This is a genomic window from Shinella sp., from assembly GCF_052438155.1.
Classification (GTDB): Bacteria; Pseudomonadota; Alphaproteobacteria; order Rhizobiales; family Rhizobiaceae; genus Shinella.
Window position 1 is genome coordinate 178,470 of the sequence record NZ_JBQVPI010000005.1, and the last position, 23,554, is coordinate 202,023.

Genomic DNA, 23,554 nt, shown 5'->3' on the forward strand with positions numbered 1-23,554 from the left:
CCGTGTGCCAAAATCCGACAAGAAAAAGAGAGAAGTCATGACCGAAACCACCGAATCGAAACAGCTCCTCCATCTGGTGTTCGGCGGCGAACTGACCACGCTGACGGACATGCAGTTCCGTGATCTCGACAATCTCGATATCGTCGGAATCTTCCCCGATTATGCGACCGCGCTCACAGCCTGGAAATCCAAGGCCCAGCAGACCGTCGACAATGCGCATATGCGCTATTTCATCGTGCACATGCACCGGCTTCTGGACCCGCAGAACGGCTGAGACGCGTTTCCTGACACCGTTTCGCGCGGGTGAGCCCGCGCTGGACAGAAAGACCGGACATTCCATGACCCCCACCAGCCCGAAAGCCGTAACGAAGGTGCCCTGCTTATGAGCAGACGGCTCGCCCGTTTCGCGCTTTCGCTGTATCGCTGGGGCGGCGTCGCGCTCTATCCGATCGTCGGTCCCTATCTGGCGCTGCGGGTGGCCAAGGGCAAGGAAGAGCGTTCCCGTCGCCGCGAGCGTTATGGATTTGCGAGTGTCGAGCGCCCGGCGGGGCCGCTCGTCTGGTTCCATGCGGCAAGCGTCGGCGAGACCAATGCGGTGCTGCCGCTCATCAAGGAAGTGCGCCGCCGCGGCATCGCCGTCCTGCTCACCACAGGCACCATCACCTCCGCCAAGGTCGTGCGCGACAGGCTCGGCACGGACGTCATCCATCAATATGTGCCGCTCGACCTGAAGCCGGCGATCAGCCGTTTCCTGGAATATTGGCATCCCGATCTCGCCATCATGGCGGAGTCGGAAATCTGGCCGATGACCATCCTGGAGCTTAGCAAACGCCATATCCCGCAGGTTCTGGTGAACGGTCGTATTTCGGACCGCTCCTTCCCGCGCTGGAAGCGTCGCATGTCGATCGCCGACGCCCTCTTCGAGAATTTCGCCCTGGTCATCGCGCAGTCGGATGTGGATGCGGAGCGCTTCCGCACACTCGGTGCGCTCCCGGTCATGGTCTCCGGCAATCTCAAGGTCGATACGGATGCGCCGCCGGCCGATGCCGCCGTGCTGAAAACCTATCTCGACCAGATCAAGGGCCGTCGCACATGGGCGGCAATCTCGACCTTCGAGGGCGAGGAGGCGGCCGCCGGCAATGTGCACCGCGTGTTGAAGGAGCGCACACCAGGCCTCCTCACCATCATCGTGCCGCGCCATCCCGAGCGCAGCGATGCCATCGCCGACATGTTGACGGCGCGCGGCCTGAACGTCGCCCGTCGCACATTGAACGACCCGTTGACGCCGGAAACCGATATCTTCCTCGGCGATACGATCGGCGAGATGGGGCTTTACCTGCGCATGACGGAAATCGCCTTCGTTGGCCGTTCGCTGTTTGCGGAAGGCGGACAGAACCCGCTGGAGCCGGCCATGCTTGGCTGCGCGATCCTATCCGGCAGCAACGTGCAGAATTTCCGCGAGGCCTACCAGCAGCTCGCCCGCAACGGCAGCGCCAAGATGGTGCGCGACGTCGAGATGCTGGCCAAGGGCGTGCACTACCTCCTGAGCAACGACGAGATGCGCAAGCAGATGATCGAGGCCGGGCAGGAGACCGTGCAGGAAATGCGAGGTGCCTTGCGCGCCACGATCAAGGGGCTGGAGCCCTATATCAATCCGCTTACCGTGAAGGCGCGCCTCCACCCGCGCCAGACCTCCTGAAAGGACGGCACATGACCAAGGCAGCGACGATTTCCGGCATCCTCTTCGACAAGGACGGAACGCTGCTCGACTATGCCAGGAGCTGGGTGCCGGTGAACTACGAACTCGCCCGCGTTGCCGCTCTCGGCGACGAGGATCTGGCGCGCAAGCTGCTCGTGGCGGGCGGCATGGACCCGGACACCGGCCATGTCATGCCTGATAGCCTGCTTGCCGCCGGCAACACGGTGGAAATCGCCGAGGGCTTCGTTGCGGCCGGCGCACCCTTCACCGTGGAGGCGCTGACAATCCATTTCGACGGGCTCTTCGCCAATTCCGCGCAGCTTGCCGTCGCGGTCACCGATCTTGCCGACTTTTTCGCCACCATGCACGCCCGTGGCTACTGGCTGGGCGTTGCCTCCAGCGACAACGAGGCCTCGATCCGCGCAACGGCAAAGCGCTTCGGCTTCGAAAACTACCTCCACTACGTCGCCGGTTATGACAGCGGCTTCGGCATCAAGCCGGAACCCGGCATGGTGCTCGGCTTCTGCGCCGCGACCGGCCTCGAGCCGCACCAGGTCGCCGTCGTCGGCGACAACAATCACGACATGCATATGGGCCGCAATGCCGGCGCCGGCCTCACCGTGGCTGTGCTGACCGGCACGGGCTCGCGGGAATCGCTGGCGGACGCCTCCGATTACTGCCTCAACGATATCACCGAACTCGTGCCGCTTTTTTCCGAAGCGGCCGCCGCACGTCCGGCAGCGTGAGACGCCGCAACCGTCTTGCCGGGCGAACCGTCTCTCATGGTTGATTTTCCGCGCCTTCTCGCGTTTCTTGACGCAATGACCGGGCAGAAGGCCCGCTGGGGAGCCGCATGGTAAGTGAAGCACCGCCTTTCTGGTGGACGAAACCGGACTGGCGGGCCTATGCGCTCTGGCCCGTCTCGCGCCTCTATGGCCTGGTCGCCGGCCAGCGCATGCGCAAGAAGCGGCGCGGGGAAGTGCCGGTCCCGGTCATCTGCGTCGGCAACTTCACCGTCGGCGGTGCCGGCAAGACGCCGACGGCGATCGCCATTGCCCGTGCGGCCAAGGCGCGCGGCCTCAAACCCGGTTTTCTCTCGCGTGGTTACGGCGGTTCGCTCGACGTGACCACCGTCGTCGATCCACCCCACCACTATGCCCGCGCCGTCGGGGACGAGCCGCTGCTGCTTGCCCGCGAGGCGTTGACGGTCATTGCCCGCAAGCGGATCAAAGGTGCGAAAAAGCTGGTGGAGGAGGGCGCCGACCTCATCATCATGGATGACGGCTTCCAGAGCGCGCAACTGACCTTCGATTATGCGCTGCTGGTCATCGACACCCGTCGCGGCATCGGCAACGGCCACCTCGTGCCGAGCGGGCCGGTGCGCGCGCCGATTGCCGAACAGATGCGCCAGGCGAGCGCGCTTCTGGCGATCGGCGATGGCAACGCGGCCGACCGGCTGATCCGCCAGGCGGCGCGTGCCGGCAAGGCGGTCCACTCCGCCACGCTCGTCACCGTCGGTGCGGAGGATCTGGAGGGGCAGGTCGTCATGGCCTGGTCGGGCATTGCCGACAACGAAAAATTCTTTCGCACCGTCAACGAGACCGGCGCGCATCTCTACGTGACCCGCAGCTTCCCCGACCACCACTACCTGAGCGACGACGAGGTGGAGGAAATCCTCGACCACGCCGAAGGGCTCAGCTACCAGCTCGTCACGACATCCAAGGACAGTGTGCGCCTTGCCGGCGGGCACGGCCGTTCGGAGGAGCTGAAGGAGAAAAGCCGGGTGATCGAGGTGGAAATCCGCTTCGATGACCCGAAGGGACCGGACGCGATCATCGACGCGGCGATCGCGAATGCAAGGCGGCGGAAATTGAAGACGTCGGGTGCGGGTAAGGCCTAGCGCTTCTGGTTGGGCAGTGCGCCGGCGCGTTTCTCCGCGTCCAGTGAGGCGGCGCAGCTGACATAGGCTTCCTGCCGCGCGACGCTCCAATAGCGCAACTCGTCGACCGGGATCGTCTCGCCGGTCATCGCGCAGGTGACGTGCGAGCCAGGCATCAGGATCTGGAAATCGCCGTCGAGATAGCGGATCTTCGCTTCGCGGTTGCCGCGTCCTTCAAGACGGTTCATCATCGATCTCAATATCCGTGTCATCTGGTCGTCATGCTGCCATATCGCGGCAAGGGTGAAATTTCCAGCATTTTCGCTGTTGTCAGCTGCGTCCGAACAACCGTTCGATGTCCGAAAGCTTCAGTTCGATATAGGTCGGCCGTCCATGGTTGCACTGGCCGGAGCCGGGGGTCGCCTCCATCTGGCGCAGCAATGCGTTCATCTCTTCCGGCCGCATGCGCCGGCCGGAGCGCACAGAGCCGTGGCAGGCCATGGTGGCGGCGAGGTATTCGAGCTTGGCCTTGAGGCCGCTCGCCGTGTCCCATTCCGCCAGTTCATCGGCAAGCTGCCGGATGAGGCCGCTCGCGTCCATCTCGCCGAGCATGGCGGGGGTCTCGCGCACCGCGACCGCGCCGGGGCCGAAGCGCTCGATGCCGAGGCCGAGCTTTGCGAATTCCTCGGCATGCGAGACGAGTCGGTCGCAATCATCCTCCGGCAGGTCGACGATCTCGGGAATGAGCAGCACCTGCGCCGGCACGGAACGGGAATGCAGGGCATTGCGCATCGCTTCGAAAACCAGGCGCTCGTGCGCCGCGTGCTGGTCGACGATCACCAGCCCATCCTCGGTCTGCGCGACGATGTAGTTTTCGTGCAGTTGCGCGCGCGCCGCGCCGAGCGGATGGCGTTGCGGCTGTTCTTCCTCGCGAGCGGTGGAAGGCGTGAAAGCGGGCTCGCTGCGCGCCGACGGCGTTGCAAATTCCGCAAAACCCGCCTGCCGTTCCCGAAGTGGGACCGGGGAGGCGGTAGCCTCGAAGGGGCGGTAGGGTGAGGCGGACGCTGTCCAGGGTGCTGTGGGTTGGGGCGCTTCGGGCCGGAAGGCGCGCATCAGGCCGCTAGCGCCCGTGGTTGCAGCGCGGTCGCCCTCGCGAGCGAGCGCCTCGCGGATCGCGCCGATGATCAGGCCACGCACCAGCCCCGGGTCGCGGAAGCGCACGTCGGATTTGGCCGGATGCACGTTGACGTCGACCAGCGCCGGGTCGATGTCGATCGCCAGCACCGCCACGGGATAGCGGCCATGCGGGATCGTTTCGGCATAGGCGGCGCGTAATGCCGTCCAGACCAGCTTGTCCTGCACCGGGCGGCCGTTGACGAAGGCGAACTGGTTGAGGCTGTTGCCGCGGTTGAAGGTCGGCACGCCGGCAAAGCCGGTGAGCCGCACGCCCTCGCGCGCCGCATCGATCTCGATGGCATTGTCGCGGAAATCGCGGCCGAGCACCTGGGCGATGCGGGCGAGCCGATCCGTGCCGGTCGCCGGAAACTCCAGCGTCGTGCGGTCGGAACCCGACAGCACGAAACGCACATGCGGGAAGGCGATCGCCATGCGGCGCACCACGTCGGAAATCGCCGACGCCTCCGCCTTCTCGCTCTTCAGGAATTTCAGCCGCGCCGGTGTTGCGAAGAACAGGTCGCGCACCTCGACGACAGTGCCGCGGTTGGCGGCGGCGGGGCGCACCGGCACCACCTTGCCGCCCGCCACGGTGATTTCCGCCCCTTCACTGGCATCGGCGGTACGGCTGAGCAGCGAGAGTTTCGCGACGGAGCCGATCGAGGGCAGGGCCTCGCCGCGGAAGCCGAGCGTGCGGATATCGAGGAGGTCTTTGTCGAGCTTGGAGGTGCAGTGCCGGCGGATCGCCAGTTCCAGATCGGCGGGCGCCATGCCGCTGCCATTGTCGGTGATGCGCAAGAGCGTCTTGCCGCCGCCGGCGGTCGCGATCTCGATGCGCGTCGCGCCGGCATCCAGCGCGTTCTCGATCAGCTCCTTGGCGGCACTCGCCGGCCGTTCGATCACTTCGCCGGCGGCAATCTGGTTGATGAGGGTCTCGGAAAGCTGCCTGATGGTCATGGTGCTATTTTCGCGGATTCGGCCGGGCCTTGCCAGTGGCAAGTTGCCTTATCCCGCATCGTACACAGCAACGGCCTGAAATCGTTTAATCAGGCTTTAATAAAATGCTGCGAACGTGCCCGAACGCTCGTATGAACACGAGCCGGCCGGTTTCCCGGTGGACAAATTTCAGCGTCGCTGGCCGCTGTCATTCCCTCACGTCCAAGGTGCGACGAGCACCGATCAGCATGTTTCCGGGGAATGCCAGACAGGCGAGGACTGCCACAATGAATGATGTAGCGTCGCCTGACGCGAACATCCGGCTGGGAATGTTTGAGGCCGCGTGCGATATCCTCGCCGCCGCCGTAATTGTCTATGACAAGAACGACTGCCTCGTCTTCGCCAGTCGCCAGGTCCTGCGCTACTTTCCGATCCCGCCCGACACGCTGAAGCCCGGCACCCGGCTGCGTGACGTGCTCGGTGCGATCTTCGACAGCGGCGTGCGCTATGGCATAGCGCCGGAGCAGCGTCACAAGGCGGTCAACCGCGAGGAATGGATCTCCGCCCGCATCTCCGCGCACTGGCGCGAACAGCATGATGCCGTCGAGCGGCTTGGCCGCGACCGCTGGATCCATTTCCGCAAGCGCCGCCTGCCGAGCGGCTACAATGTCACGACGCTGGTCGACGTTTCCGAGCAGAAGAAGCAGGAAGAGCAGTGGCGCGTCGATCTCGAGCGTATCGCGCTGACCGAGGCAATCCTGGAGAGCCTGCCGTCGCCGGTGGTCATCAAGGACCGCAACCTCACCTATATCGCCGCCAACAAGGCTTTCTGCACCATCTATGACACCAGTGCCGACAGCATTGTCGGCCGCTCGATCTGGACGCTTGCCGATGCCGAGAGCGCCGAGCGTATCGAGAGCAGCGACCGCGCCGTGCTGGAGACAGGCGAGCCCTATACGCTTGCGGAACATGTCATCCGCGCTGACGGGTCTGATCTCTACGCCATTACCCGCAAGTACCGCATCGGCGCGCCGGGGCACCATGCCCTGGTGACACTCATGGAGGATGTGACGGCCTTCGTGACGGGTGAACGGGCCGTGACGGATGCCGACGATGCGGTGCTGCGCGTACCGGGCGGCTTCGTGGAGGCACAGAACTGCTTCGACCCCGTGCGCGATGCGGAGCGCCGCCTGTTGCTGGACCAGTTCAATCCCGAGGAACTGAGGCTCGCCGCCGGCAAGCGTATCCTCGTCGTCACCCCCAATCCGCATATCGAGGACATCCTTGTTGCGGAATTCAAGGCACGTGGCAGCGATTGCTGCGCCGTCAGCAGCGCGCGGGAATATGATGCCTTTCTTGCCCTTGCCGCAAGGCAGGGGCTGACGATCGATCTCCTCGTCATCGACGACAACATGTCAGGCCACGGCGCCATCTTGGAGAACGGCCGCGGCATCGCCACGCGGCTGATCAGCCCCGACGGCATCGGCCCGGATTTCATGCGCGCGCTCGTCGAAGAGCATGAGCTGTTGTCGGAAGACGGCTCGCCGCTCGGCGACATCATCACGCCCGCCTCGTTTTCCGACGACTGGTACATCGCCACCGACATCTCGACCATGCTGCCGGCCGCCGTCGGCGACATCGAGGTCCTGGTCGCCGAGGACAATCAGATCAACCAGTTCGTTTTCTCGCAGATTCTCGAAGGCATGGGCATTTCGCACCGTATCGCCGAGAATGGCGAGGAGGCGGTCATGTTATGGCGCAAGCACCTGCCGCGCCTCGTGCTGATGGATATTTCCATGCCCGTCATGAACGGCATCGATGCCGCGATGGAAATCCGCGAGGCGGAGAAACTGACGGGCACCCGCACGCCAATCGTCGCCGTTACCGCCCAGGCGCTCAATGTCGACATGCAGAACTGCATGGATGCGGGCATGGACGACTACATCACCAAGCCGGTGAGCCCGGACATGATCGAGGCCATCTATCGGCGCTATGCCGCCGCCAAACCGGAGAAGATAGTCGCGTAAGTTGAAAAGGGGCGGTCAACTCCCCAGAAATGGGGAGGCACGTGGGGAGGACTGAGGATCGCTTGCTATGCATTTGTTAACGATCATGCCCCATCGTGGATCGGTCGGCGGAGATCGGGCGCAAGTACGGGAAATCATTGATGAAGTCTGCTGAACACGCGGCGCTGGATGTTTCCCAGACTGACCTCCATGCCATGGCTTATACCGACCCGTTGACCGGGCTCGGCAACCTTTACCGGCTGCGCGACAAGGTGCGCCAGATCGCCAAGGAGCGCGAGGAGGACCCGGCCCCCTTCGCCATCGGCATGGCCAATCTCGACGGCTTCAAACCGATCAACGACCTTTTTGGCCCGCGTGCCGGCGACGAGATCCTCTGCCAGGTCGCCCACCGCCTGAAGGCCTGCATCCCGGACGGCGCAACCGTTACCCGCCACGGCGGCGACGAGTTCGCCTTCGTGCTGCCGCTGGTCTTCGAGCGCAAGGGCGCGGAAAAGATCGGCCAGATGCTGCGCGAGGTGCTGTCGGCGCCGTTCGATCTCGGCGATCGCAATGTGCGGCTTTCCGCCTCCTTCGGCTTTGCCATCTATCCCTTTGCCGGGGAGGATTTCACGGAGCTTCTGAAGAGCGCCGATACCGCGCTCTACCGTTCGAAGCGTCGCGGCCGTGGCCAGATCACCGTCTATTCGCAGGAAATCGCCCAGGAGATGAAGCGCGCGACGCAGCTCGAACAGGCGCTGCGCAATGCCATCATCGCCAACGAAGTGGACGTGCATTTCCAGCCGATCGTCAGCCTGCGTGACGATACGGTGCTCGGTTTCGAGGCGCTCGCGCGCTGGTGCGACGCGGACCTCGGCTACGTCTCGCCCGCCGTCTTCGTGCCGCTTGCCGAAGAGCGTGGTTTCATCGATGCGCTGTCGGACACCTTGCTGCGCAAGGCCGCCGAAACCGCCTTGTCCTGGCCGAAGGAACTTTTCCTCTCGTTCAATCTTTCATCCGCCCAGTTGATGGACCCGAAGACGGCCTTCAACACGCTGGCCATTCTTAACCGCGTCGGTCTCGATCCGCGCCGGCTGGAACTCGAAATCACCGAAACGGCGATGATGACAGACGCGGACACCGCGCAGAAGATCGTCGGCGAGTTGCGTGGCGCCGGCGTGCGCATCTCGCTCGATGATTTCGGCACCGGCCAGTCGAGCCTGGGACGCCTTCGCGATTTCACCTTCGACAAGGTGAAGATCGACCGCGCCTTCGTCTCGCGCATCTCCAACGACAAGGCGTCCGAACATATCATCAAGGCGATTGTCACGATGTGCGAGGGCCTGGACCTTGCGGTGGTCGCGGAAGGCATCGAGGATTTCTCCGAGGCGCTGAAGCTCAAGGCGCTCGGCTGCGGCATGGGGCAGGGCTATTTCTACGGCAAGCCGGCGGATGCCGTCGCCACCATGCGTTTTCTCGCCGACCGCTATGTCAGCATCGACGGCCGCGCCGCGTCCGCCTGAAAATCGTCCCTGAATAAACCAGTTCGCTAAAATTGCATGTTTCGGTTTAGCCGGACTGCAAACACTCGCCGGTATGGTGACTGCATAGAAGAGGTTCAGGGGATGGAGCCAGGAATGTCGAACATCAAGGATATGCCCGTCAGGACGACCGATCGTTCAAGAGTCCGGATTTTCGCCACCGTGCACGTCATGCACCAATCGACACGCGGCCGGGTGGTCGACCTGTCGCCGAGCGGCATGGCGCTCGATCTGGAAAAGCCGGTGCAGGCGATACCCGGCCAGATGGTAACCATCGAGAGCGAGGAACTGGGCCGTCTCAGCGGCACGATCCGCTGGCTCAGCAATGGCCGCCTTGGCATCCAGTACAAGCTGTCGACCAATGCGCTGGCGCAGATCACCTCATACTTCCGCTTCTTCCACGAGGAAGTGCGGCCGGTCCTCCGCCGCTAGAGGTCAGGGCTCCTCGGTCCGGCCCACCCGGCCTTCCTCGACGAGCCAGTCGCGCACGCGCCGTGCCGGGCCGTTGAGTTCGCGCGACCGCGGCCAGACGACGTAGAAGGCATCGTCCATGCGCAGCACATGGCCGCCGACGGTGACGAGTGCGCCGGAGCGCACCTGCCGCTCGATCAGGTGCTGCCAGCCGAGTGCCACACCTTCCCCCGCCAGCACCGCCTGGATCACCAGCACATAGTCGTTGATGGAGAGCCGCCGCGCCTGTGCCGGATAGCGAAGGCCGGCGCTGGCAAACCATTCCGGCCAGTCGCAGGCCGAGCGCACTGGCTCCTCCAGATGGATGAGCGGCAGTTTCAACAATTCCGCCGGCGTTGCCGGATGCCCCCGGCTTTCCACGAAGGCGGGGCTGGCCACGGCGGTGATCACCTCCGGTGCCAGGAGAGCGGCGTGATAGCGCGGCCATTTCCCCGGATTGCCGCCGCGAATGCCGAGCGGGATCGGCTCTTCGTCGAGATCGAGGTCGCGCACGCTGGTCTGGATGCGAAGGTCGATGTCCGGCAGATCGGCCCGGAGCTTGGCAAGCCGCGGCAGCATCCACATCGAGGCGAAGGCAGTGGAGGCGGCGAGCGTCACATTTGCCTCGCGCCCCTTGGCGCGAATGTCCTCCGCCGATTTCTGGATGCGCGAGAGGCCGAGCGTCACATCGACGTGGAAGCGCTCGCCCGCATCGGTCAGTTCCACCGCGCGGTGGACGCGGTGGAAGAGCGCCACGCCCAGCTGTTCCTCCAGATTGCGCACCGCATAGGAGACGGCAGCCTGCGTCATGCCGAGTTCGCTGGCGGCACGGGTAAAATTCTGGTGCCGTCCGGCGGCCTCGAAGATGATGAGGCTGGAGGCGGAGGGAAGCAGGCGGCGGAGCGTTTCCATAAACTCAGCTTATAGTGTCGAATAGATTTTTCCAGCGTTACAACCGGCCTTTTCGCGCTTAGCCTCGCTCCAAATTATGGAGGAATGCATGGCCGAGGCAGCGACGATCGAGGCGCCGGTACGGCGCAGCAGAGGCACACGGCGGGACAACGCGGCAAAGCCGCTCGGCGTGCCCTATATCGTGCGCGGCATCCCGACCTACGACGTGCTCTCGGAAGAAAATCTGCAGAAGATCGAGCGGGTGGCGGATCGCATCCTTGCCGAAGTCGGCATCGAGTTTCGCGACGACCCGGCCACGCTCGACCACTGGAAGCGCGCGGGCGCCAAGGTCGATGGCGTGCTGGTCCGCTTCGAGCCGGGCATGCTGCGCGAGATCGTCTCCTCCGCGCCCGCCGAATTCACCCAATATGCCCGCAATCCCGCAAACAATGTGCAGATCGGCGGCAACAAGGTGGTCTTTTCTCCCGCCTATGGTTCGCCCTTCGTCATGGACCTCGACAAGGGACGGCGCTACGGCACGCTGGAGGATGTTCGCAACTTCATCAAGCTCGCCCAGTCGAGCCCCTGGCTGCATCATTCCGGCGGCACGATCTGCGAGCCGGTCGACGTCCCGGTGAACAAGCGCCACCTCGACATGGTCTACAGCCATATGAAATATTCCGATCGCCCCTTCATGGGGTCGATCACGGCGGAAGACCGCGCCGAGGATTCCATCGACATGGCGCGTATCCTGTTCGGTGCCGACTTCGTCGACCAAAACTGCGTCATCCTCGGCAATGTCAACGTCAACTCGCCGCTCGTCTGGGATGGCACCATGACGAAGTCGCTGCGCGCCTATGCCCGCGCCAACCAGGCCGCCGTCATCGTGCCCTTCATCCTCGGCGGCGCCATGGGTCCCGTCACCAATGCCGGCGCCATCGCGCAGTCCTTTGCCGAAACGCTCGCCGGCTGCGCGCTGACCCAGCTGGAGCGCAAGGGTGCGCCGGTCATCTTCGGCAACTTCCTGTCCTCCATGTCGCTGCGCTCCGGCTCGCCGACCTTCGGCACGCCGGAACCCGCCATCGGCTCCATGGTCGTCGGCCAGCTCGCCCGCCGCCTCAAGCTGCCGCTGCGCTGCGCCGGCAATTTTTCCAACTCCAAGCTGCCGGACGGGCAGGCGATGCAGGAAGGGCTGATGTCGATGCTGTCGGCCGTGCATTGCGGCGCGAATTTCATCCTGCATTCGGCCGGCTTCCTCGATGGCCTGCTCGCCATGTCCTACGAGAAGTTCGTGATGGATGCGGATCTCTGCGGCGCGCTGCATTCCTATCTTGCCGGCGTCGTCGTCGACGACAACACGCTCGCCATGGATGCCTTCCTGCAGGTCGGCCCCGGCAGCCATTTTCTCGGCTGCGATCACACGATGCGCAACTACCAGACCGCCTTCTGGGACTCGACGCTTTCCGACAACGAACCCTTCGAGAAATGGAGCGAGGAGGGCGGCTCGACCGACATGGCGACACGCGCCAATCGGCAATGGAAGAAGACGCTCGCCGAATACGAAGCACCGCCGCTCGATGTCGCCATCGACGAGGCGCTTTGCGACTACATGGATCGCAAGAAGGCCGCGATGGCCGACGCCTGGTACTGACGCTTTTCGGATTCCGAACAAAGAAAAACCCGATGGCGCAGGGACGCCATCGGGCTGGAGGTCAGAAGTACCCGCCGGTTTATTCGACCGGCTGGGTCGTGGCCGGAGCCGTGCCCGTATCTGTCGTCGACGAGGTGGTCGAGGTATCGACCGGCGTCGTGGCCTGGCGTTCGGCGACCTGCTGCGACTTGGTCTTGAATTCCGGCGCAGCCTGCAGGCTTTCGGCGGTTTCGCTCGTCGTCAGCTTGACGTCGTCCGAATCCGGGGTCTGCGTGATCGAGACCTTCTCGAACGGAACGGCGACCCACTTTTCACCGATGCCCAGGAAGCCACCGACACCGACGACAGCAGCGGTGATACCGCCGTCCTTTTCCATGATCAGGTCGGAGATCTTGCCGATGCTTTCATCGGCGCTGTTGTAGACCGCCTGACCGATATAGGTGTTGGCGCTGATCTGCTCGTCCGACTGGGCGGTCAGATAGTCACCACCGGCGGCCGGAGCCTGGGCGGTGTCTTCGCTCGGCGTGGTGGCCGGGGTCTGAGCCGTATCTTCGGTCGGCGTCGTGCTCGGGTTTGCGGCGGTGTCGCCGGGCGTCGTGCCCGTTGCGTCATCGCCCGGCATCACTGCCGGCTTGTCCATGGTCTGGGTTTCGCCGGCGGCCGGCTGGGTGGTGTCCTGCGCATAGGCTGCCGGAGCAAGGGCCGCGCCAAGGAAAATTGCACCAGCGGCAACGGAGGTAAGAAGTTTGTTGGTCATTGGAAACCTGCCTTTCGTCTCGTTGGTATCAAGGCGCGGCGGAGGTTTTGAAGTGCCCGTCCACACCGGTTGATGGACAAGGAACGGCGACACCCGGCTTTGGTTCCGATGAAAATTGCCTTCTTTTTCGTTGCCGCCATGCTTTTTTGACGTGGCTCTGCTGGCAAAATGCCCGCTGGACGGGCGCCTAAAGCCGGAATTTCGGCTCGAAACGTCCCTTGACCGATATGCCCAGCTCGAAGGTCTGGCCGGCATGCGGATCGGCAAGGTGCCCTTCCGCCTCCAGATCCTGCCAGGCGGACGTCACCAGCAGCCGGTCGGCCTTTTCGCCGATGAAGGCCGGGCAGCTCGCCTGCGAAGCCGGCACCAGATAGCGCGCGATCTTCGTACCATCCGGTCTATAGACGTCGACGGCGCTCGAGCCCCAGCGCGCATTCCAGATGAGGCCATCGGCATCGCAGACCGCACCATCGACGCCACCCGGCGTGACGCTCTCGTCGCTGAGCACTTCCGGTGCGCCGGTGGGGAGGCCTGTCTTCGGGTCGAGCGCGACCCGCATCAGATGGTTTACGTCAGTATCGGTGAAGTAGCCGGTGCTGCCATCCGGCGAAAAGCAGATGCCGTTCGGGATGGTGATGTTGGAGTAGAGCACCGTCACCCGGTCGCCTGCGACGTGGTAGATCGTGCCCGAATGCTTTTCCGCCTTGCGCCCCATCGTACTCGCCCAGAGCGCGCCGGACGGGTGGACGCGGCCGTCGTTGGAGCGGTTCTGCGCCTTGTCTTCCAGTTTTACGAAGGGCGTCAGCCGGCCGTCGGCGACCTGGCGGATGAACAGCCCCTGGTCGGAGACAATCAACTGGCGCTCCGCATCGATGACGGCGAGCACGCTGCCGAGGAAGGGCAGGTCGTGTTGGGTTTTCGTCATGCTCGAAAGGTGCAGCTCATGCAGCTTCTGGCCGCGGATATCGAACCAGAAGGCCTTGCCGGTCGCAGGATCATAGGTCGGCCCCTCGCCGAGCTGGCAGGCGATATCGCTCAGAACGCGACCGGTGAAGGAATGCGTCTCGGTCATTGGCCCGCTCCATAGACGGCATCATAGGCTTCGAGGGTGGTTTTGGCGCGCGCACGCACCTCATCGGCAGCCATGCCCATCTTGTAGAGGCTGGAGCCGAGGCCGAAGCTGCGCAGGCCGATGGCGGCATAGTCGGCAAAATTCTTCTCCGACACGCCGCCGACGGCGGCAATCTCCAGTTCCGCCGGCAGCACGGCGCGGATCGCCTGGATGCCGGCCGGGCCGAGCACGCTGGCCGGGAAGAATTTGAGGCCCGTCGCGCCAGCGCTGGCGGCGGCCAGCGCCTCGGTCGGGGTGAAGACGCCGGGCATCGTCACCATCCCCTTGGCGGCAGCGGTGGAGATGACGTCCGGTTCGACATTCGGGCTCACCATCAGCCGTCCGCCGACATCGGCAAGGCGATTGACGTCTTCCACGGTCAGAACGGTGCCGGCGCCGATCAGGCAGCCATCAGGCGCCATCTTCACGGCGGTCTCGATGGACTTGAACGGCTCCGGTGAATTCAGCGGGATTTCGATTGCCGTAAAGCCGCTTTCGATCAGCGCGTCGACGACACCTTCGGTTTCGCTCGGCTTCAGGCCGCGCAGGATGGCGATCAGCGGATATTTCATCGGGGGAAAGGGAATGCGGTTCATGGTGTTTGCTTTCTCAGAGGGACCAGAGCGCCTTGGCGCCTGCGGCTAGGCCGTTTCGCACGGCGGTATCAGCGTCGATGATAGAGGGGGAGAGGCCGGCGGCGGCCAGCGCCTCGCTGTAAAGGTCGCCGAGCCCGCCCGAGACGACCAGCGTCACGGGCGTGCCTTCCGCAACCAGCGAAAGCGCCCCGGCAATTTCCAGCCCGATCAGTGTGCCCGAGAGCCGCGCCTTGGCATCTTCGGGTGAAAGCCCGGCAATCAGCGATCCGGCCCGTACGGAAAACAGCTGGCTCGTCGCGAGCGCCGGATTGGCGACCATGCGCGCTACGGCCGCGCGGAAGGCTGCGGTCCCGCCGGAAATCGCACCGGCCTCGGCGATGGCATGGCTGAGGATCGTGTTTTTCGCGATGGCCTCGAACAGTTCGCCGGTCATGAAGGTGGAGAAGCCCAGAACCTTGCCGCCGGACAGGCGAACCCATTTGCTGTGCGTGCCTGGCATGCAGACGAGGTGGTCGCCATCGCCGAGCGCGCCGGCGGCACCGAGAAGCTGGGTTTCCTCGCCGCGCATGACATCGGGCGCGGCCGCATCGCGCTGGGCAAGGCCGGGCAGGATGCGGATATCCGCCGCGACACCGGGAATGCGCACGGCCGCGGCCGGGATGTCGGCAAGGGCTGCGGGCGTGTCGATATAGCCGGCCTCGATCCAGCCCTGCTTGGCGCCGGCCATGCCGCAGACCAGCACGGGCAGGCCGTCGGGCGCGGAAACTGCGGCAAGATGGCTTGCCAGCACCTCGGCAAAGCCGGTGCGCGCGGCAGTGGTCATGCCTTCGCCGCTGCGACGTTCGGCGATGACGCTGCCATCCTTGCCGATGAGCCAGAGGCGGAAGCTGGAGGTTCCCCAGTCGACCGCGACATAGGCGGGTTCGGGGGCGGGGTTGGTCATCAGAGCATGCCTCCATCGACGATGAGTGATTGGGCGGTGATGGCGGCGGCAGCATCCGACGCCAGGAAGAGGGTAGGGCCGACCATGTCCTCGGCCAGCAGCGAGCGCTTCAGGCACTGGCGGTCGATGCCGCTGGCCTTGGCGTCGTCGTCGATCCACAGGCGCTTTTGTCGCTCCGTCAGCACCATGCCGGGCAGGATGGCGTTGACGCGGATCCTGTCCGGGCCGAGCCTGCCGGCGAGCGACTTGGTGAGGCCGATGATGCCGGCCTTGGCCGTCGCATAGCCGGGCAACTCGCCCATGTTGAGCAGGAAGGCGATGGAAGAGAAGTTGACGATCGCGCCACCGCCGCCCTTGCGCATATGCGGCGCGACCGCCTGGGCGGCGAAGAAGTGGTGGCGCAGGTTCACCGCCTGGTTCTCGTCCCAATAGTCGGGTTCGACGGTTTCGAGATCGTGGCGGTCGTCGCGCGCCGCATTGTTGACGAGCACGCGAATGCCGCCGAGCGCAGCCGCCGCTGTCTCGATGGCTATCCGCAATGCCGCGATGTCGCGCAGGTCCGTGCCTATGAAGAGCGGAAGATGTTCGACCTTGCCGTCCAGTTCGGAAACCAGCGTGCGGCTCTCCGCCTCGGCAATGTCGAGGAAGGCGACGCGTGCGCCTTCAGCTGCGAAACCCGCCACCAGCGCCGCCCCGATGCCCGAGCCACCGCCGGTGATGATCACGCCCTGTCCTGCGAGGTCCGGATAGCGACCCGTCATCGCTGTTCTCCCGATATGAATTCCATTATTTGGAACTGAGTTTGATTATTCGGAATTATTCCGCTACTGTGCCGGAGTGTCAAGGGATCAGCGGGGCTGCGACAATGACGACGGCAAACGAAACCGGTGCAGGCACCGGCACGCTCGGCAAGGCGATGGACGTGCTGGAGACGGTGGCGCTCGCCGACCGGCCAATGCGCTTCACCGACGTGCTTGCCGTCAGCAGCCAGCCGCGCGGCACGCTGCATCGCCAGCTGTCCCACCTGGTGCAGGAAGGGCTTCTGGAGTTGCGCCCCGACCACGCCTATATGCCGGGCCTGCGCCTTCTCAAGCTCGCCTCTGCCAGCTGGGCGCGCAACGAATTCCGTGCCGTCGCGGCCCCCTTTCTCGACGCCCTGCACCGGGAAACCGGCGAGACCGTGCATCTCGGCGTGCTGCGCGGGCGGGAAATCATCTATCTCGACAAGGTGGAGAGCCGCCAGGCGGTGCGCATGAATTCGCAGGTCGGCAATGCCTCGCCCGCCTATTGCACGGGCGTCGGCAAGGCCGCACTCTCCGTGCTCGATTCCGAGGCCTTGGAGGCGGTTCTGTCGGTGACTGAATTCCGCCGCTTCACGCCCCAGACGATCACCGGGCGAGCCCAACTCCTCGCCGAACTGGCGGAGATTCGCCAAAGCGGCATCGCATTTGACCGGGAAGAACACGAACCTGGCATACGCTGTGTCGCCGCCCCGGTTTTCGATGCCGGACGGTCGCTTGTCGCGGGCGTTTCCGTGACGGGACCGGCCTATCGCGTTGGACAAACAGAGCTTGTCGACTGGGCGCCGCGCGTCCGCCACGCGGCCGGCGCCATCATGGCGGAACTCGCCGCGCGGCTCGGTCCGCAACGATAAGGTGATAATGAGGTACGTAAGTGATCGCGTGGTTGTCTTCTTGCCCCATTTTACGGTAAATTAGAAAATCGCGCTGGACGTGGGAAAGGGGCATCAGTAGCTTCCGTCACGACCAGCTCTTGAGTTGCGTCGCTTTCCGCGGTCTTGAGACGCGGTTCATCGAACATACTTGCATTGGGATACGGGGGTTCCTGAGGCAAGCAGTGCATTGTGTCGGCAGGTTATTTTGCCGCACGGTTGCGTGCGTGCTGAAGGAAGATAGGGATATGGCGGATCGATTCCATACGACGTCTGCACAATTCCAGCATCGGTGGGGAACAACCCCGTCGGCCCTGGGGTCGGAGGAAGATGTTGCCGAGATGCTGAGCGGCATCGTCAAGCGTTTCGGCCTGCGCGGCTATCTGCTGATCAACATTCCGTCCGAAACCTCGACCGATTTCTCGTCCAACGTCCTTCTGACCTCCTGGCCGGATGAGATGCTTGAAACCTATGACGACGCCGGCCTGATCTTCGGCAGTCCCGTCATCGGGCGCCTGCGCCAGAGCACAAACCCCTTCACCTATGATGCGGACCGCACGAACCGCCGCCGGGCCGATGGCAAGGCGACGATCGCGGCGAGCCTGTTCGACCGGCACGGCCTGTCGCGCGGGGCCTATTTCCCGGCGCACAATTCGGCAGGTCTACGCGGCGCGCTCGCCTTCGGCGGCACACGCGAAGCGCTCAATCCGCGCGAGATGGCGGAACTCAACGCGCTTGCCAACCACATCTTCACCGAGGTGGTGGATCTGCGTGCCGGCCGCCGGCAGAATGTTACGCTTTCGCGCCGCGAGACCGAGTGCCTGTCCTGGGCATCGGCCGGCAAGACGAGCGTTGAAATGTCTGAAATTCTTGGTCTGTCGGAATATACGGTCAATCATTATCTCAACCGGGCGACGCGCAAGCTTGATGCAGTCAACCGGGTCCAGGCGGTCGTCAAGGCGATTCGTGCCGGACTTTTGAACTGATGTATAAAAGAACCTTGCGACTTTCTGGAATGCGCGCAGTGCCGCTCCAATTGCCCAAGGCAAAAAACAAAATTGCGGGGAATCATGACGGCTGACGAAACGAGCAGCACCGAAAACCAGCTACAGGACGAGGGCGTCGAGATCGCCGCCCTCGAAACGCAGTTCGATATCGTGCGCTATATGCGGCGCAAGTGCGAAGAATACGGGCTCAAATACTTCATCGTTTTCAACCTGCCGGGTTTCGAGGCAGAAAAGCTGTCGGCCTATTCCATCGTCAGCAACTGGCCGCAGGAAGTGCTCGCCAAATACGATGCCTTGCGCATGGTGCGTCAAAGTGCCGGCATCCGTAAGCTGCGGCTGACCACGGTGCCGTTTTCCTACGATATGCGGGAATGGATCGGCGAGTCGTCCGAGCAGTCGGATTTCACCGAGTTGCTCGACCTGATGAACAATCATGGCATGCTCGTCGGCCACTTCTTTCCAGTGCATGATGCACTCGGCAATCGCGGCGCCGTCGTCTGGGGCGGCGAAAGCCCGACGATCGGCCGTGACGACCGGCTGATGCTGCAGATGATCTCCGTGCACCTCTTCAACCGGCTCGCCGAAATCGGTGCCGCGTGGAAATCGGGACAGGTGGTGCTCACGGAGCGCGAGATCCAGTGCCTGAGCTGGACGGCGGCGGGCAAGACCAGCCTGGAGATTGCCGAAATCCTCGGCCTTTCCGAGCACACGGTGAACCACTACCTCAACCAGGTCACCCGCAAGCTCGAGGCGGTCAACCGCACCCAGGCCGTGGTCAAGGCGATCCGCCGTGGGCTGATCGCCTGAAGCGGTTTGCGTCCACCCACGCCTGGGCTGAGGCAACCTGCCGCAAAGCCGAAGCCTTCCGTCGCCGGTAAATTCGTTTGGCGACGGCCTTTCCGTGCACTATCTACGGGAGAAGGCGGCGGCCAGACGCCGCGAAGGCTATCGAGGGTTTCATGACGGATGTAAGCAAGGAACAGGTGCTGGAACGGCTGCGCACGGTGCGCGGCCCGGACATGGACGGTAACATCGTCGATCTCGGTCTCGTCTCCGACGTCTTCATTTCCGACGGCAAGGCCTATTTCTCGATCACCGTGCCGGCCGAACGCGCCCGTGAACTCGATCCGTTGCGGGCGGCTGCCGAGCGCGTCGTCAAGGAAATCCCCGGCATCAAGGCCGCCATGGTGGCGCTGACGGCGGACAAGCGCGCCGCCTCCGGCCCCGCTGCTGCGCGTTCGCCTGCACCGCCGGCGCCCGGTCGCGGCGAGCCTGCGCATTCCCACGCCGGCCATTCGCATGCAGGCCATGCCCATGCTGCCCCCGCGCAGCCGCAGCAGCGCACGAAATCCGGCATTCCGGGCGTCGAAGCCATCATCGCGGTCGCCTCCGGCAAGGGCGGTGTCGGCAAGTCGACGACATCGGTCAACCTGGCGCTGGCACTGAAGGCGAACGGCCTGCGCGTCGGCATCCTCGACGCCGATATCTACGGCCCCTCCATGCCGCGGCTGCTGAAAATCACCGGCCGGCCGCAGCAGCTTGAAGGCCGCATGATCAAGCCGATGGAAAATTACGGCATCAAGGTCATGTCGATGGGCTTCCTCGTCGACGAGGAAGTGGCGATGATCTGGCGCGGCCCGATGATCCAGTCGGCGCTGATGCAGATGCTGCGCGAGGTCGCCTGGGGCGATCTCGACGTGCTCGTCGTCGACATGCCGCCCGGCACGGGCGACGCCCAGCTCACCATGGCGCAGCAGGTGCCGCTCGCCGGCGCCGTCATCGTCTCGACGCCGCAGGATCTGGCGCTGATCGATGCGCGCAAGGGCCTCAACATGTTCAGCAAGGTCGAGGTGCCGGTGCTCGGCATCGTCGAGAACATGAGCTACTTCATCGCGCCCGACACCGGCAACCGCTACGACATTTTCGGCCATGGCGGTGCGCGCAAGGAGGCCGAGCGCATCGGCGTGCCGTTCCTCGGCGAAGTGCCGCTGACCATGGACATCCGCGAGACCTCGGATGCCGGCACGCCCGTCGTGGTCTCCAATCCCGAGGGCGCGTCGGCCAAGACCTACCGTGCCATCGCCACGCGGGTCTGGCAGGAGCTGGAAACCGTGCGGGGCAAGGGCACGCGGGAAGCGCCGGCCATCGTTTTCGAATAGGCGAACCTTTCGCTCTGTGGGGCGTTCGGGGCATGCGCTTGATTTTTATGTTGCACCGCGCAATATGCGCGGCCATCCGCTGACGGGTGGCGTTCAATCAGGAGTGTGAGCGATGGTCCGTTCCGGAGCCATTCGCCGGTGATCACGGTTTTCCGTCCCAATGGCGAGGCTTGCGCCCTGCCCACAGCGACCGATTCTGCCGCCGCCGACGCACTCGACGGCGCCGTGTGGATTGATCTGCTGGAGCCCACGCGAGACGAGGAAGCGCTCATCGAGCGTGTTCTATCGATCGAAGTGCCGACGCGCGACGAACTGAAGGACATCGAGCCGTCGAGCCGTCTCTATACGGAGGGCAATGCGGCCTATCTGACCGCTTCCCTGATGGTGAAGGCGGAAAGCGATCTGCCGCACCTGACAGACGTCGCCTTCATCCTGACGCCAAACAAGCTTCTGACGGTGCGCTATGCCGAGCCGCGCTCGTTTTCGCTTTTCAAGAGCGCCATGCATCGTATTCCGGGTGGCTGTTCCTCGCCGACCGTGATGATCACGCGCCTCTTGGAAACCATCGCGGACCGCACGGCCGAAATCCTCGAAACCGCCGTGTCGCGCGCCGACCAGCTCTCCCTGGAGGTATTCGGCGACAAGCGTCATCTTTCCCGTCGTCCGGCACGCTATCTCGAAGATCGCATTGTCCAGATCTCGGCGCTGCACCGCCTGCTTGCCAAGACGCGCGACAGCCTGATGTCGCTCTCCCGCGTGCTGACCTTCCTGCACGGGCTTCCCGCCCTGCAATCCGACCGCGAGAGCCTGGAACGGTGTCGCACGGTGACGCGTGATGTGCAGTCGCTCTCCGAACACGCCAATTTCGTTGCCGGCAACATAACCTTCCTGCTCGATGCCTCGCTCGGCCTCATCAATCTCGAGCAGAACGCCATCATCAAGATCTTTTCGATCGCCTCCGTCGTGCTGCTTCCGCCGACGCTGATCGCATCGACCTACGGTATGAACTTCGAATTCATGCCGGAACTGCGCGTGGCCTCCGCCTATCCGCTGACGCTTGTCGCGATGGGGCTGTCGGCAATTCTCCCGTTCTTTTTCTTTCGCTGGAAAGGCTGGCTCTAGAGCCAGATCGCGCCCCATGCAGTCACACGCCGGTCACGCGCCGCTACCCCGCAGCAGGGCGCGCACGCTGTTTGTTCTTGCCCTTGGCTCCGTCGGCGTCGTCTATGGCGACATCGGCACCAGCCCGCTCTATGCCTTCCGCGAGGCGCTGCGCCCCGTGGCGGATGACGGCGTTTCCCGCATGGAGGTCGTCGGCCTGATCTCGCTGATGATCTGGACGCTGACGATCATCGTCACACTCAAATATGTGCTCTTCCTGTTGCGCGCCGACAACCACGGCGAGGGCGGTACACTCTCGTTGCTGGCGCTGCTCGCGAAGACGGCGGGGCGTCGCGCCACCGTGCTGTTCTTCATGGGGGCCGTCGGGGCCGCTCTGTTCATCGGCGATGCGATGATCACGCCGGCGCTCTCCGTTCTGTCCGCCGTCGAAGGCCTCAAGCTGGTGACGCCGACGCTCGCCGACTATGTCGTGCCGATTTCGGTGGTCATCCTCGTCATGCTGTTTGCCGTGCAGTCCTGGGGCACCGCCGCCGTGTCGAAGTTTTTTGGTCCGATCACAGCGGTCTGGTTCATCGTCATGGGTGTTGCCGGCCTCAACCATATCAGCGACGATCTCGGCATCCTTGCCGCCTTCAATCCCTATTACGCCGTGCTTTTCATGATCAATGAAGGCTATGTCGGCCTGGTCGTGCTCGGTGCGGTGTTCCTCACGGTCACCGGCGCGGAAGCGCTCTATGCCGATCTCGGCCATTTCGGCCGCCGGCCCATCCAGTGGGCCTGGTTCTGTCTGGTCTTCCCGGCGCTGACGCTGAACTATCTGGGGCAGGGCGCGCTGGTGCTGGCGCATCCCGAGACGATCGAAAATCCGTTCTTCCTGATGTTCCCGAAATGGGCGCTGTTGCCCGTCGTCATCCTCGCGACCGCCGCCACCATCATCGCCAGCCAGGCGGTCATCACCGGCGCCTTCTCGCTGACGCGCCAGGCCATCCATCTCGGCTTCCTGCCGCGCATGGAAATCTTCCACACGTCGGAAACCCAGACCGGGCAGATCTACCTGCCGGGTGTCAACTCGGTTCTGCTGTTCGGTGTGATGGCGCTCGTCTTCATCTTCGGCTCGTCCGAGGCGCTTGCCACGGCCTACGGCATCTCGGTCACCGGCGCGATGGTCGTGACGACCGTGCTCGCCTTCGAATTCCTGCGCAAGCGCTGGCGCTGGACGAAGCTCGCCGCCACCGCCGTGCTTTTGCCGCTCTTCCTGCTGGAACTCACCTTCCTCGGCGCGAACCTGCTCAAGGTGCATGACGGCGGCTATGTGCCGGTGATGATCGCCGCGGGCGTCGTCATCGTGATGTGGACCTGGACGCGCGGCACGCGCATCCTGCGCGACAAGACGCGCCGCATCGAGGTGCCGCTACCGGCCTTCGTGAAGTCGGTGGAGAGGCAGAGCGCCCATGCGCCGGTGCAGGTTCCCGGCACGGCGATCTTCCTGACCAGCGATCCGGATTTTGCGCCTGCTGCCCTGTTGCACAATCTCAAGCACAATCATGTGCTGCACGAGAAGAACTTCATCCTGACGGTCAAGACGAACAACACGCCGCGCGTCGCGCGTGCCGAGCGTTTCAAGGTCGAGAAGATTTCCGAGCGCTTTTCGCGCATCGAAATGCATTTCGGCTTCATGGAAACGCAGAACGTCTCGCAGGTGCTCGGTCTGATGCGCAAGGCGGGGCACAAGTTCGACATCATGTCGACCTCCTTCTATCTCGGCCGCCGCAAGCTGGTGCCGGATTCTGACTCCGGCATGCCGATGTGGCAGGATCGGTTGTTCATCGGCCTTGCCAATCTCGCGACCGATCCGTCCGACTATTTCCGCCTGCCGACCAACCGCGTGGTCGAACTCGGCTCGCATGTCGTGATCTGAGCAATTCCAGCAAAAGTGTGCAGCGGTTTTGCGTTCGGAATTGCGC

At 64.0% G+C, this 23,554-nt stretch carries 22 protein-coding genes; 14 read left to right on the plus strand and 8 right to left on the minus strand.

All coding sequences use genetic code 11. The features are described 5' to 3' along the window. The first annotated feature begins 37 nt into the window (after positions 1 to 37). The 4 genes from ACT6VE_RS11685 to lpxK all read left to right on the plus strand — a co-directional run bounded on the left by ACT6VE_RS11685 (position 38) and on the right by lpxK (position 3,599). Positions 38 to 274, plus strand: a complete 237-nt coding sequence (locus tag ACT6VE_RS11685; RefSeq protein WP_444798778.1) for a DUF4170 domain-containing protein — start codon at positions 38 to 40, stop codon at positions 272 to 274. A gap of 108 nt (positions 275 to 382) precedes the next feature. Beyond that, positions 383 to 1,699, plus strand: coding sequence for a lipid IV(A) 3-deoxy-D-manno-octulosonic acid transferase (gene waaA / locus ACT6VE_RS11690; protein ID WP_444798779.1), 1,317 nt, complete (start codon positions 383 to 385; stop codon positions 1,697 to 1,699). Between the two features lie 11 nt (positions 1,700 to 1,710). After that, a complete protein-coding gene (locus ACT6VE_RS11695) occupies positions 1,711 to 2,445 on the plus strand; it encodes an HAD family hydrolase (RefSeq protein WP_444798780.1) in 735 nt (244 codons plus the stop codon). Positions 2,446 to 2,552: 107 nt separating this feature from the next. Beyond that, the gene (gene lpxK / locus ACT6VE_RS11700; protein ID WP_444798781.1) at positions 2,553 to 3,599 is read left to right on the plus strand and encodes a tetraacyldisaccharide 4'-kinase; all 1,047 of its coding nucleotides are present in this window, start codon (positions 2,553 to 2,555) and stop codon (positions 3,597 to 3,599) included. On the opposite strand, the gene ACT6VE_RS11705 is transcribed toward lpxK, so the two are convergent. Both ACT6VE_RS11705 and mutL read right to left on the minus strand, forming a co-directional pair. Further along, complete coding sequence (locus ACT6VE_RS11705; RefSeq protein ID WP_444798782.1) at positions 3,596 to 3,826, minus strand: DUF2093 domain-containing protein; 231 nt, start codon at positions 3,824 to 3,826, stop codon at positions 3,596 to 3,598. The two genes, lpxK and ACT6VE_RS11705, sit on opposite strands and share 4 nt — an antisense overlap. Positions 3,827 to 3,908: 82 nt before the next feature. Next, positions 3,909 to 5,708, minus strand: a complete 1,800-nt coding sequence (mutL, locus tag ACT6VE_RS11710) for a DNA mismatch repair endonuclease MutL (protein ID WP_444798783.1) — start codon at positions 5,706 to 5,708, stop codon at positions 3,909 to 3,911. Positions 5,709 to 5,974: 266 nt separating this feature from the next. Between mutL and ACT6VE_RS11715 the strand changes: the two genes are divergently transcribed. The 3 genes from ACT6VE_RS11715 (at position 5,975) to ACT6VE_RS11725 (ending at position 9,663) form a co-directional block, all read left to right on the plus strand. After that, positions 5,975 to 7,714 carry a response regulator gene (locus tag ACT6VE_RS11715; RefSeq protein WP_444798784.1) on the plus strand — a complete coding sequence of 580 codons (1,740 nt, stop codon included), beginning with the start codon at positions 5,975 to 5,977 and terminating at the stop codon, positions 7,712 to 7,714. Positions 7,715 to 7,854: 140 nt separating this feature from the next. Continuing rightward, positions 7,855 to 9,213 (plus strand): putative bifunctional diguanylate cyclase/phosphodiesterase, encoded by a 1,359-nt coding sequence (locus ACT6VE_RS11720; protein WP_444798785.1) that lies wholly within the window; start codon positions 7,855 to 7,857, stop codon positions 9,211 to 9,213. 114 nt (positions 9,214 to 9,327) lie between these two features. Then, positions 9,328 to 9,663: a PilZ domain-containing protein gene (locus ACT6VE_RS11725; protein ID WP_444798786.1), complete on the plus strand. Its 336-nt coding sequence runs from the start codon at positions 9,328 to 9,330 to the stop codon at positions 9,661 to 9,663. Positions 9,664 to 9,666: 3 nt separating this feature from the next. Here the strand turns inward: ACT6VE_RS11725 and ACT6VE_RS11730 are convergent, their stop codons facing one another. Then, positions 9,667 to 10,593 (minus strand): LysR substrate-binding domain-containing protein, encoded by a 927-nt coding sequence (locus tag ACT6VE_RS11730; RefSeq protein ID WP_444798787.1) that lies wholly within the window; start codon positions 10,591 to 10,593, stop codon positions 9,667 to 9,669. An 88-nt stretch (positions 10,594 to 10,681) separates the two neighbouring features. On the opposite strand from ACT6VE_RS11730, the gene ACT6VE_RS11735 reads away from it, so the two are divergent. Beyond that, entirely contained in the window at positions 10,682 to 12,223 is a 1,542-nt protein-coding gene (locus tag ACT6VE_RS11735; protein WP_444798788.1) for a trimethylamine methyltransferase family protein, read from the plus strand. Positions 12,224 to 12,302: 79 nt separating this feature from the next. On the opposite strand, the gene ACT6VE_RS11740 is transcribed toward ACT6VE_RS11735, so the two are convergent. From ACT6VE_RS11740 to ACT6VE_RS11760, 5 genes are all read right to left on the minus strand, one after another. After that, on the minus strand, positions 12,303 to 12,980 hold the full coding sequence (locus ACT6VE_RS11740; RefSeq protein WP_444798789.1) for a PRC-barrel domain-containing protein: 678 nt from the start codon (positions 12,978 to 12,980) through the stop codon (positions 12,303 to 12,305). Between the two features lie 187 nt (positions 12,981 to 13,167). Next, positions 13,168 to 14,052 (minus strand): SMP-30/gluconolactonase/LRE family protein, encoded by an 885-nt coding sequence (locus tag ACT6VE_RS11745; protein WP_444798790.1) that lies wholly within the window; start codon positions 14,050 to 14,052, stop codon positions 13,168 to 13,170. Then, a complete protein-coding gene (locus ACT6VE_RS11750) occupies positions 14,049 to 14,687 on the minus strand; it encodes a 2-dehydro-3-deoxy-6-phosphogalactonate aldolase (protein WP_444798791.1) in 639 nt (212 codons plus the stop codon). Before ACT6VE_RS11750 ends, ACT6VE_RS11745 begins: the two co-directional genes overlap by 4 nt. A 13-nt stretch (positions 14,688 to 14,700) precedes the next feature. Then, positions 14,701 to 15,630 carry a 2-dehydro-3-deoxygalactonokinase gene (locus tag ACT6VE_RS11755; protein ID WP_444798792.1) on the minus strand — a complete coding sequence of 310 codons (930 nt, stop codon included), beginning with the start codon at positions 15,628 to 15,630 and terminating at the stop codon, positions 14,701 to 14,703. Continuing rightward, complete coding sequence (locus ACT6VE_RS11760; RefSeq protein ID WP_444798793.1) at positions 15,630 to 16,391, minus strand: SDR family NAD(P)-dependent oxidoreductase; 762 nt, start codon at positions 16,389 to 16,391, stop codon at positions 15,630 to 15,632. The genes ACT6VE_RS11755 and ACT6VE_RS11760 overlap by 1 nt, the downstream gene beginning before the upstream one ends. A gap of 104 nt (positions 16,392 to 16,495) precedes the next feature. Here ACT6VE_RS11760 and ACT6VE_RS11765 point away from each other — a divergent pair, with 104 nt between their 5' ends. The 6 genes from ACT6VE_RS11765 (at position 16,496) to ACT6VE_RS11790 (ending at position 23,508) form a co-directional block, all read left to right on the plus strand. Next, complete coding sequence (locus tag ACT6VE_RS11765) at positions 16,496 to 17,284, plus strand: IclR family transcriptional regulator (protein ID WP_444798794.1); 789 nt, start codon at positions 16,496 to 16,498, stop codon at positions 17,282 to 17,284. 266 nt (positions 17,285 to 17,550) lie between these two features. Further along, complete coding sequence (locus ACT6VE_RS11770; RefSeq protein WP_444798795.1) at positions 17,551 to 18,288, plus strand: helix-turn-helix transcriptional regulator; 738 nt, start codon at positions 17,551 to 17,553, stop codon at positions 18,286 to 18,288. Between the two features lie 84 nt (positions 18,289 to 18,372). Continuing rightward, positions 18,373 to 19,116 carry a helix-turn-helix transcriptional regulator gene (locus tag ACT6VE_RS11775; protein ID WP_444798796.1) on the plus strand — a complete coding sequence of 248 codons (744 nt, stop codon included), beginning with the start codon at positions 18,373 to 18,375 and terminating at the stop codon, positions 19,114 to 19,116. Between the two features lie 152 nt (positions 19,117 to 19,268). Then, a complete protein-coding gene (gene apbC / locus ACT6VE_RS11780) occupies positions 19,269 to 20,468 on the plus strand; it encodes an iron-sulfur cluster carrier protein ApbC (protein WP_444798797.1) in 1,200 nt (399 codons plus the stop codon). Between the two features lie 138 nt (positions 20,469 to 20,606). Continuing rightward, a complete protein-coding gene (locus ACT6VE_RS11785) occupies positions 20,607 to 21,590 on the plus strand; it encodes a magnesium transporter CorA family protein (RefSeq protein ID WP_444798798.1) in 984 nt (327 codons plus the stop codon). 16 nt (positions 21,591 to 21,606) lie between these two features. Then, the gene (locus ACT6VE_RS11790) at positions 21,607 to 23,508 is read left to right on the plus strand and encodes a potassium transporter Kup (protein WP_444798799.1); all 1,902 of its coding nucleotides are present in this window, start codon (positions 21,607 to 21,609) and stop codon (positions 23,506 to 23,508) included. Positions 23,509 to 23,554 lie beyond the last annotated feature (46 nt).

What these genes read in the sequence shown, in the direction of transcription:
- ACT6VE_RS11685 (WP_444798778.1), top strand. Translation starts at nt 38, where the DNA reads ATGACCGAAACCACCGAATCGAAACAGCTCCTCCATCTGGTGTTCGGC.
- waaA (WP_444798779.1), top strand. Translation starts at nt 383, where the DNA reads ATGAGCAGACGGCTCGCCCGTTTCGCGCTTTCGCTGTATCGCTGGGGC.
- ACT6VE_RS11695 (WP_444798780.1), top strand. Translation starts at nt 1,711, where the DNA reads ATGACCAAGGCAGCGACGATTTCCGGCATCCTCTTCGACAAGGACGGA.
- lpxK (WP_444798781.1), top strand. Translation starts at nt 2,553, where the DNA reads ATGGTAAGTGAAGCACCGCCTTTCTGGTGGACGAAACCGGACTGGCGG.
- ACT6VE_RS11705 (WP_444798782.1), bottom strand. Translation starts at nt 3,826, where the DNA reads ATGAACCGTCTTGAAGGACGCGGCAACCGCGAAGCGAAGATCCGCTAT.
- mutL (WP_444798783.1), bottom strand. Translation starts at nt 5,708, where the DNA reads ATGACCATCAGGCAGCTTTCCGAGACCCTCATCAACCAGATTGCCGCC.
- ACT6VE_RS11715 (WP_444798784.1), top strand. Translation starts at nt 5,975, where the DNA reads ATGAATGATGTAGCGTCGCCTGACGCGAACATCCGGCTGGGAATGTTT.
- ACT6VE_RS11720 (WP_444798785.1), top strand. Translation starts at nt 7,855, where the DNA reads ATGAAGTCTGCTGAACACGCGGCGCTGGATGTTTCCCAGACTGACCTC.
- ACT6VE_RS11725 (WP_444798786.1), top strand. Translation starts at nt 9,328, where the DNA reads ATGTCGAACATCAAGGATATGCCCGTCAGGACGACCGATCGTTCAAGA.
- ACT6VE_RS11730 (WP_444798787.1), bottom strand. Translation starts at nt 10,593, where the DNA reads ATGGAAACGCTCCGCCGCCTGCTTCCCTCCGCCTCCAGCCTCATCATC.
- ACT6VE_RS11735 (WP_444798788.1), top strand. Translation starts at nt 10,682, where the DNA reads ATGGCCGAGGCAGCGACGATCGAGGCGCCGGTACGGCGCAGCAGAGGC.
- ACT6VE_RS11740 (WP_444798789.1), bottom strand. Translation starts at nt 12,980, where the DNA reads ATGACCAACAAACTTCTTACCTCCGTTGCCGCTGGTGCAATTTTCCTT.
- ACT6VE_RS11745 (WP_444798790.1), bottom strand. Translation starts at nt 14,052, where the DNA reads ATGACCGAGACGCATTCCTTCACCGGTCGCGTTCTGAGCGATATCGCC.
- ACT6VE_RS11750 (WP_444798791.1), bottom strand. Translation starts at nt 14,687, where the DNA reads ATGAACCGCATTCCCTTTCCCCCGATGAAATATCCGCTGATCGCCATC.
- ACT6VE_RS11755 (WP_444798792.1), bottom strand. Translation starts at nt 15,630, where the DNA reads ATGACCAACCCCGCCCCCGAACCCGCCTATGTCGCGGTCGACTGGGGA.
- ACT6VE_RS11760 (WP_444798793.1), bottom strand. Translation starts at nt 16,391, where the DNA reads ATGACGGGTCGCTATCCGGACCTCGCAGGACAGGGCGTGATCATCACC.
- ACT6VE_RS11765 (WP_444798794.1), top strand. Translation starts at nt 16,496, where the DNA reads ATGACGACGGCAAACGAAACCGGTGCAGGCACCGGCACGCTCGGCAAG.
- ACT6VE_RS11770 (WP_444798795.1), top strand. Translation starts at nt 17,551, where the DNA reads ATGGCGGATCGATTCCATACGACGTCTGCACAATTCCAGCATCGGTGG.
- ACT6VE_RS11775 (WP_444798796.1), top strand. Translation starts at nt 18,373, where the DNA reads ATGACGGCTGACGAAACGAGCAGCACCGAAAACCAGCTACAGGACGAG.
- apbC (WP_444798797.1), top strand. Translation starts at nt 19,269, where the DNA reads ATGACGGATGTAAGCAAGGAACAGGTGCTGGAACGGCTGCGCACGGTG.
- ACT6VE_RS11790 (WP_444798799.1), top strand. Translation starts at nt 21,607, where the DNA reads ATGCAGTCACACGCCGGTCACGCGCCGCTACCCCGCAGCAGGGCGCGC.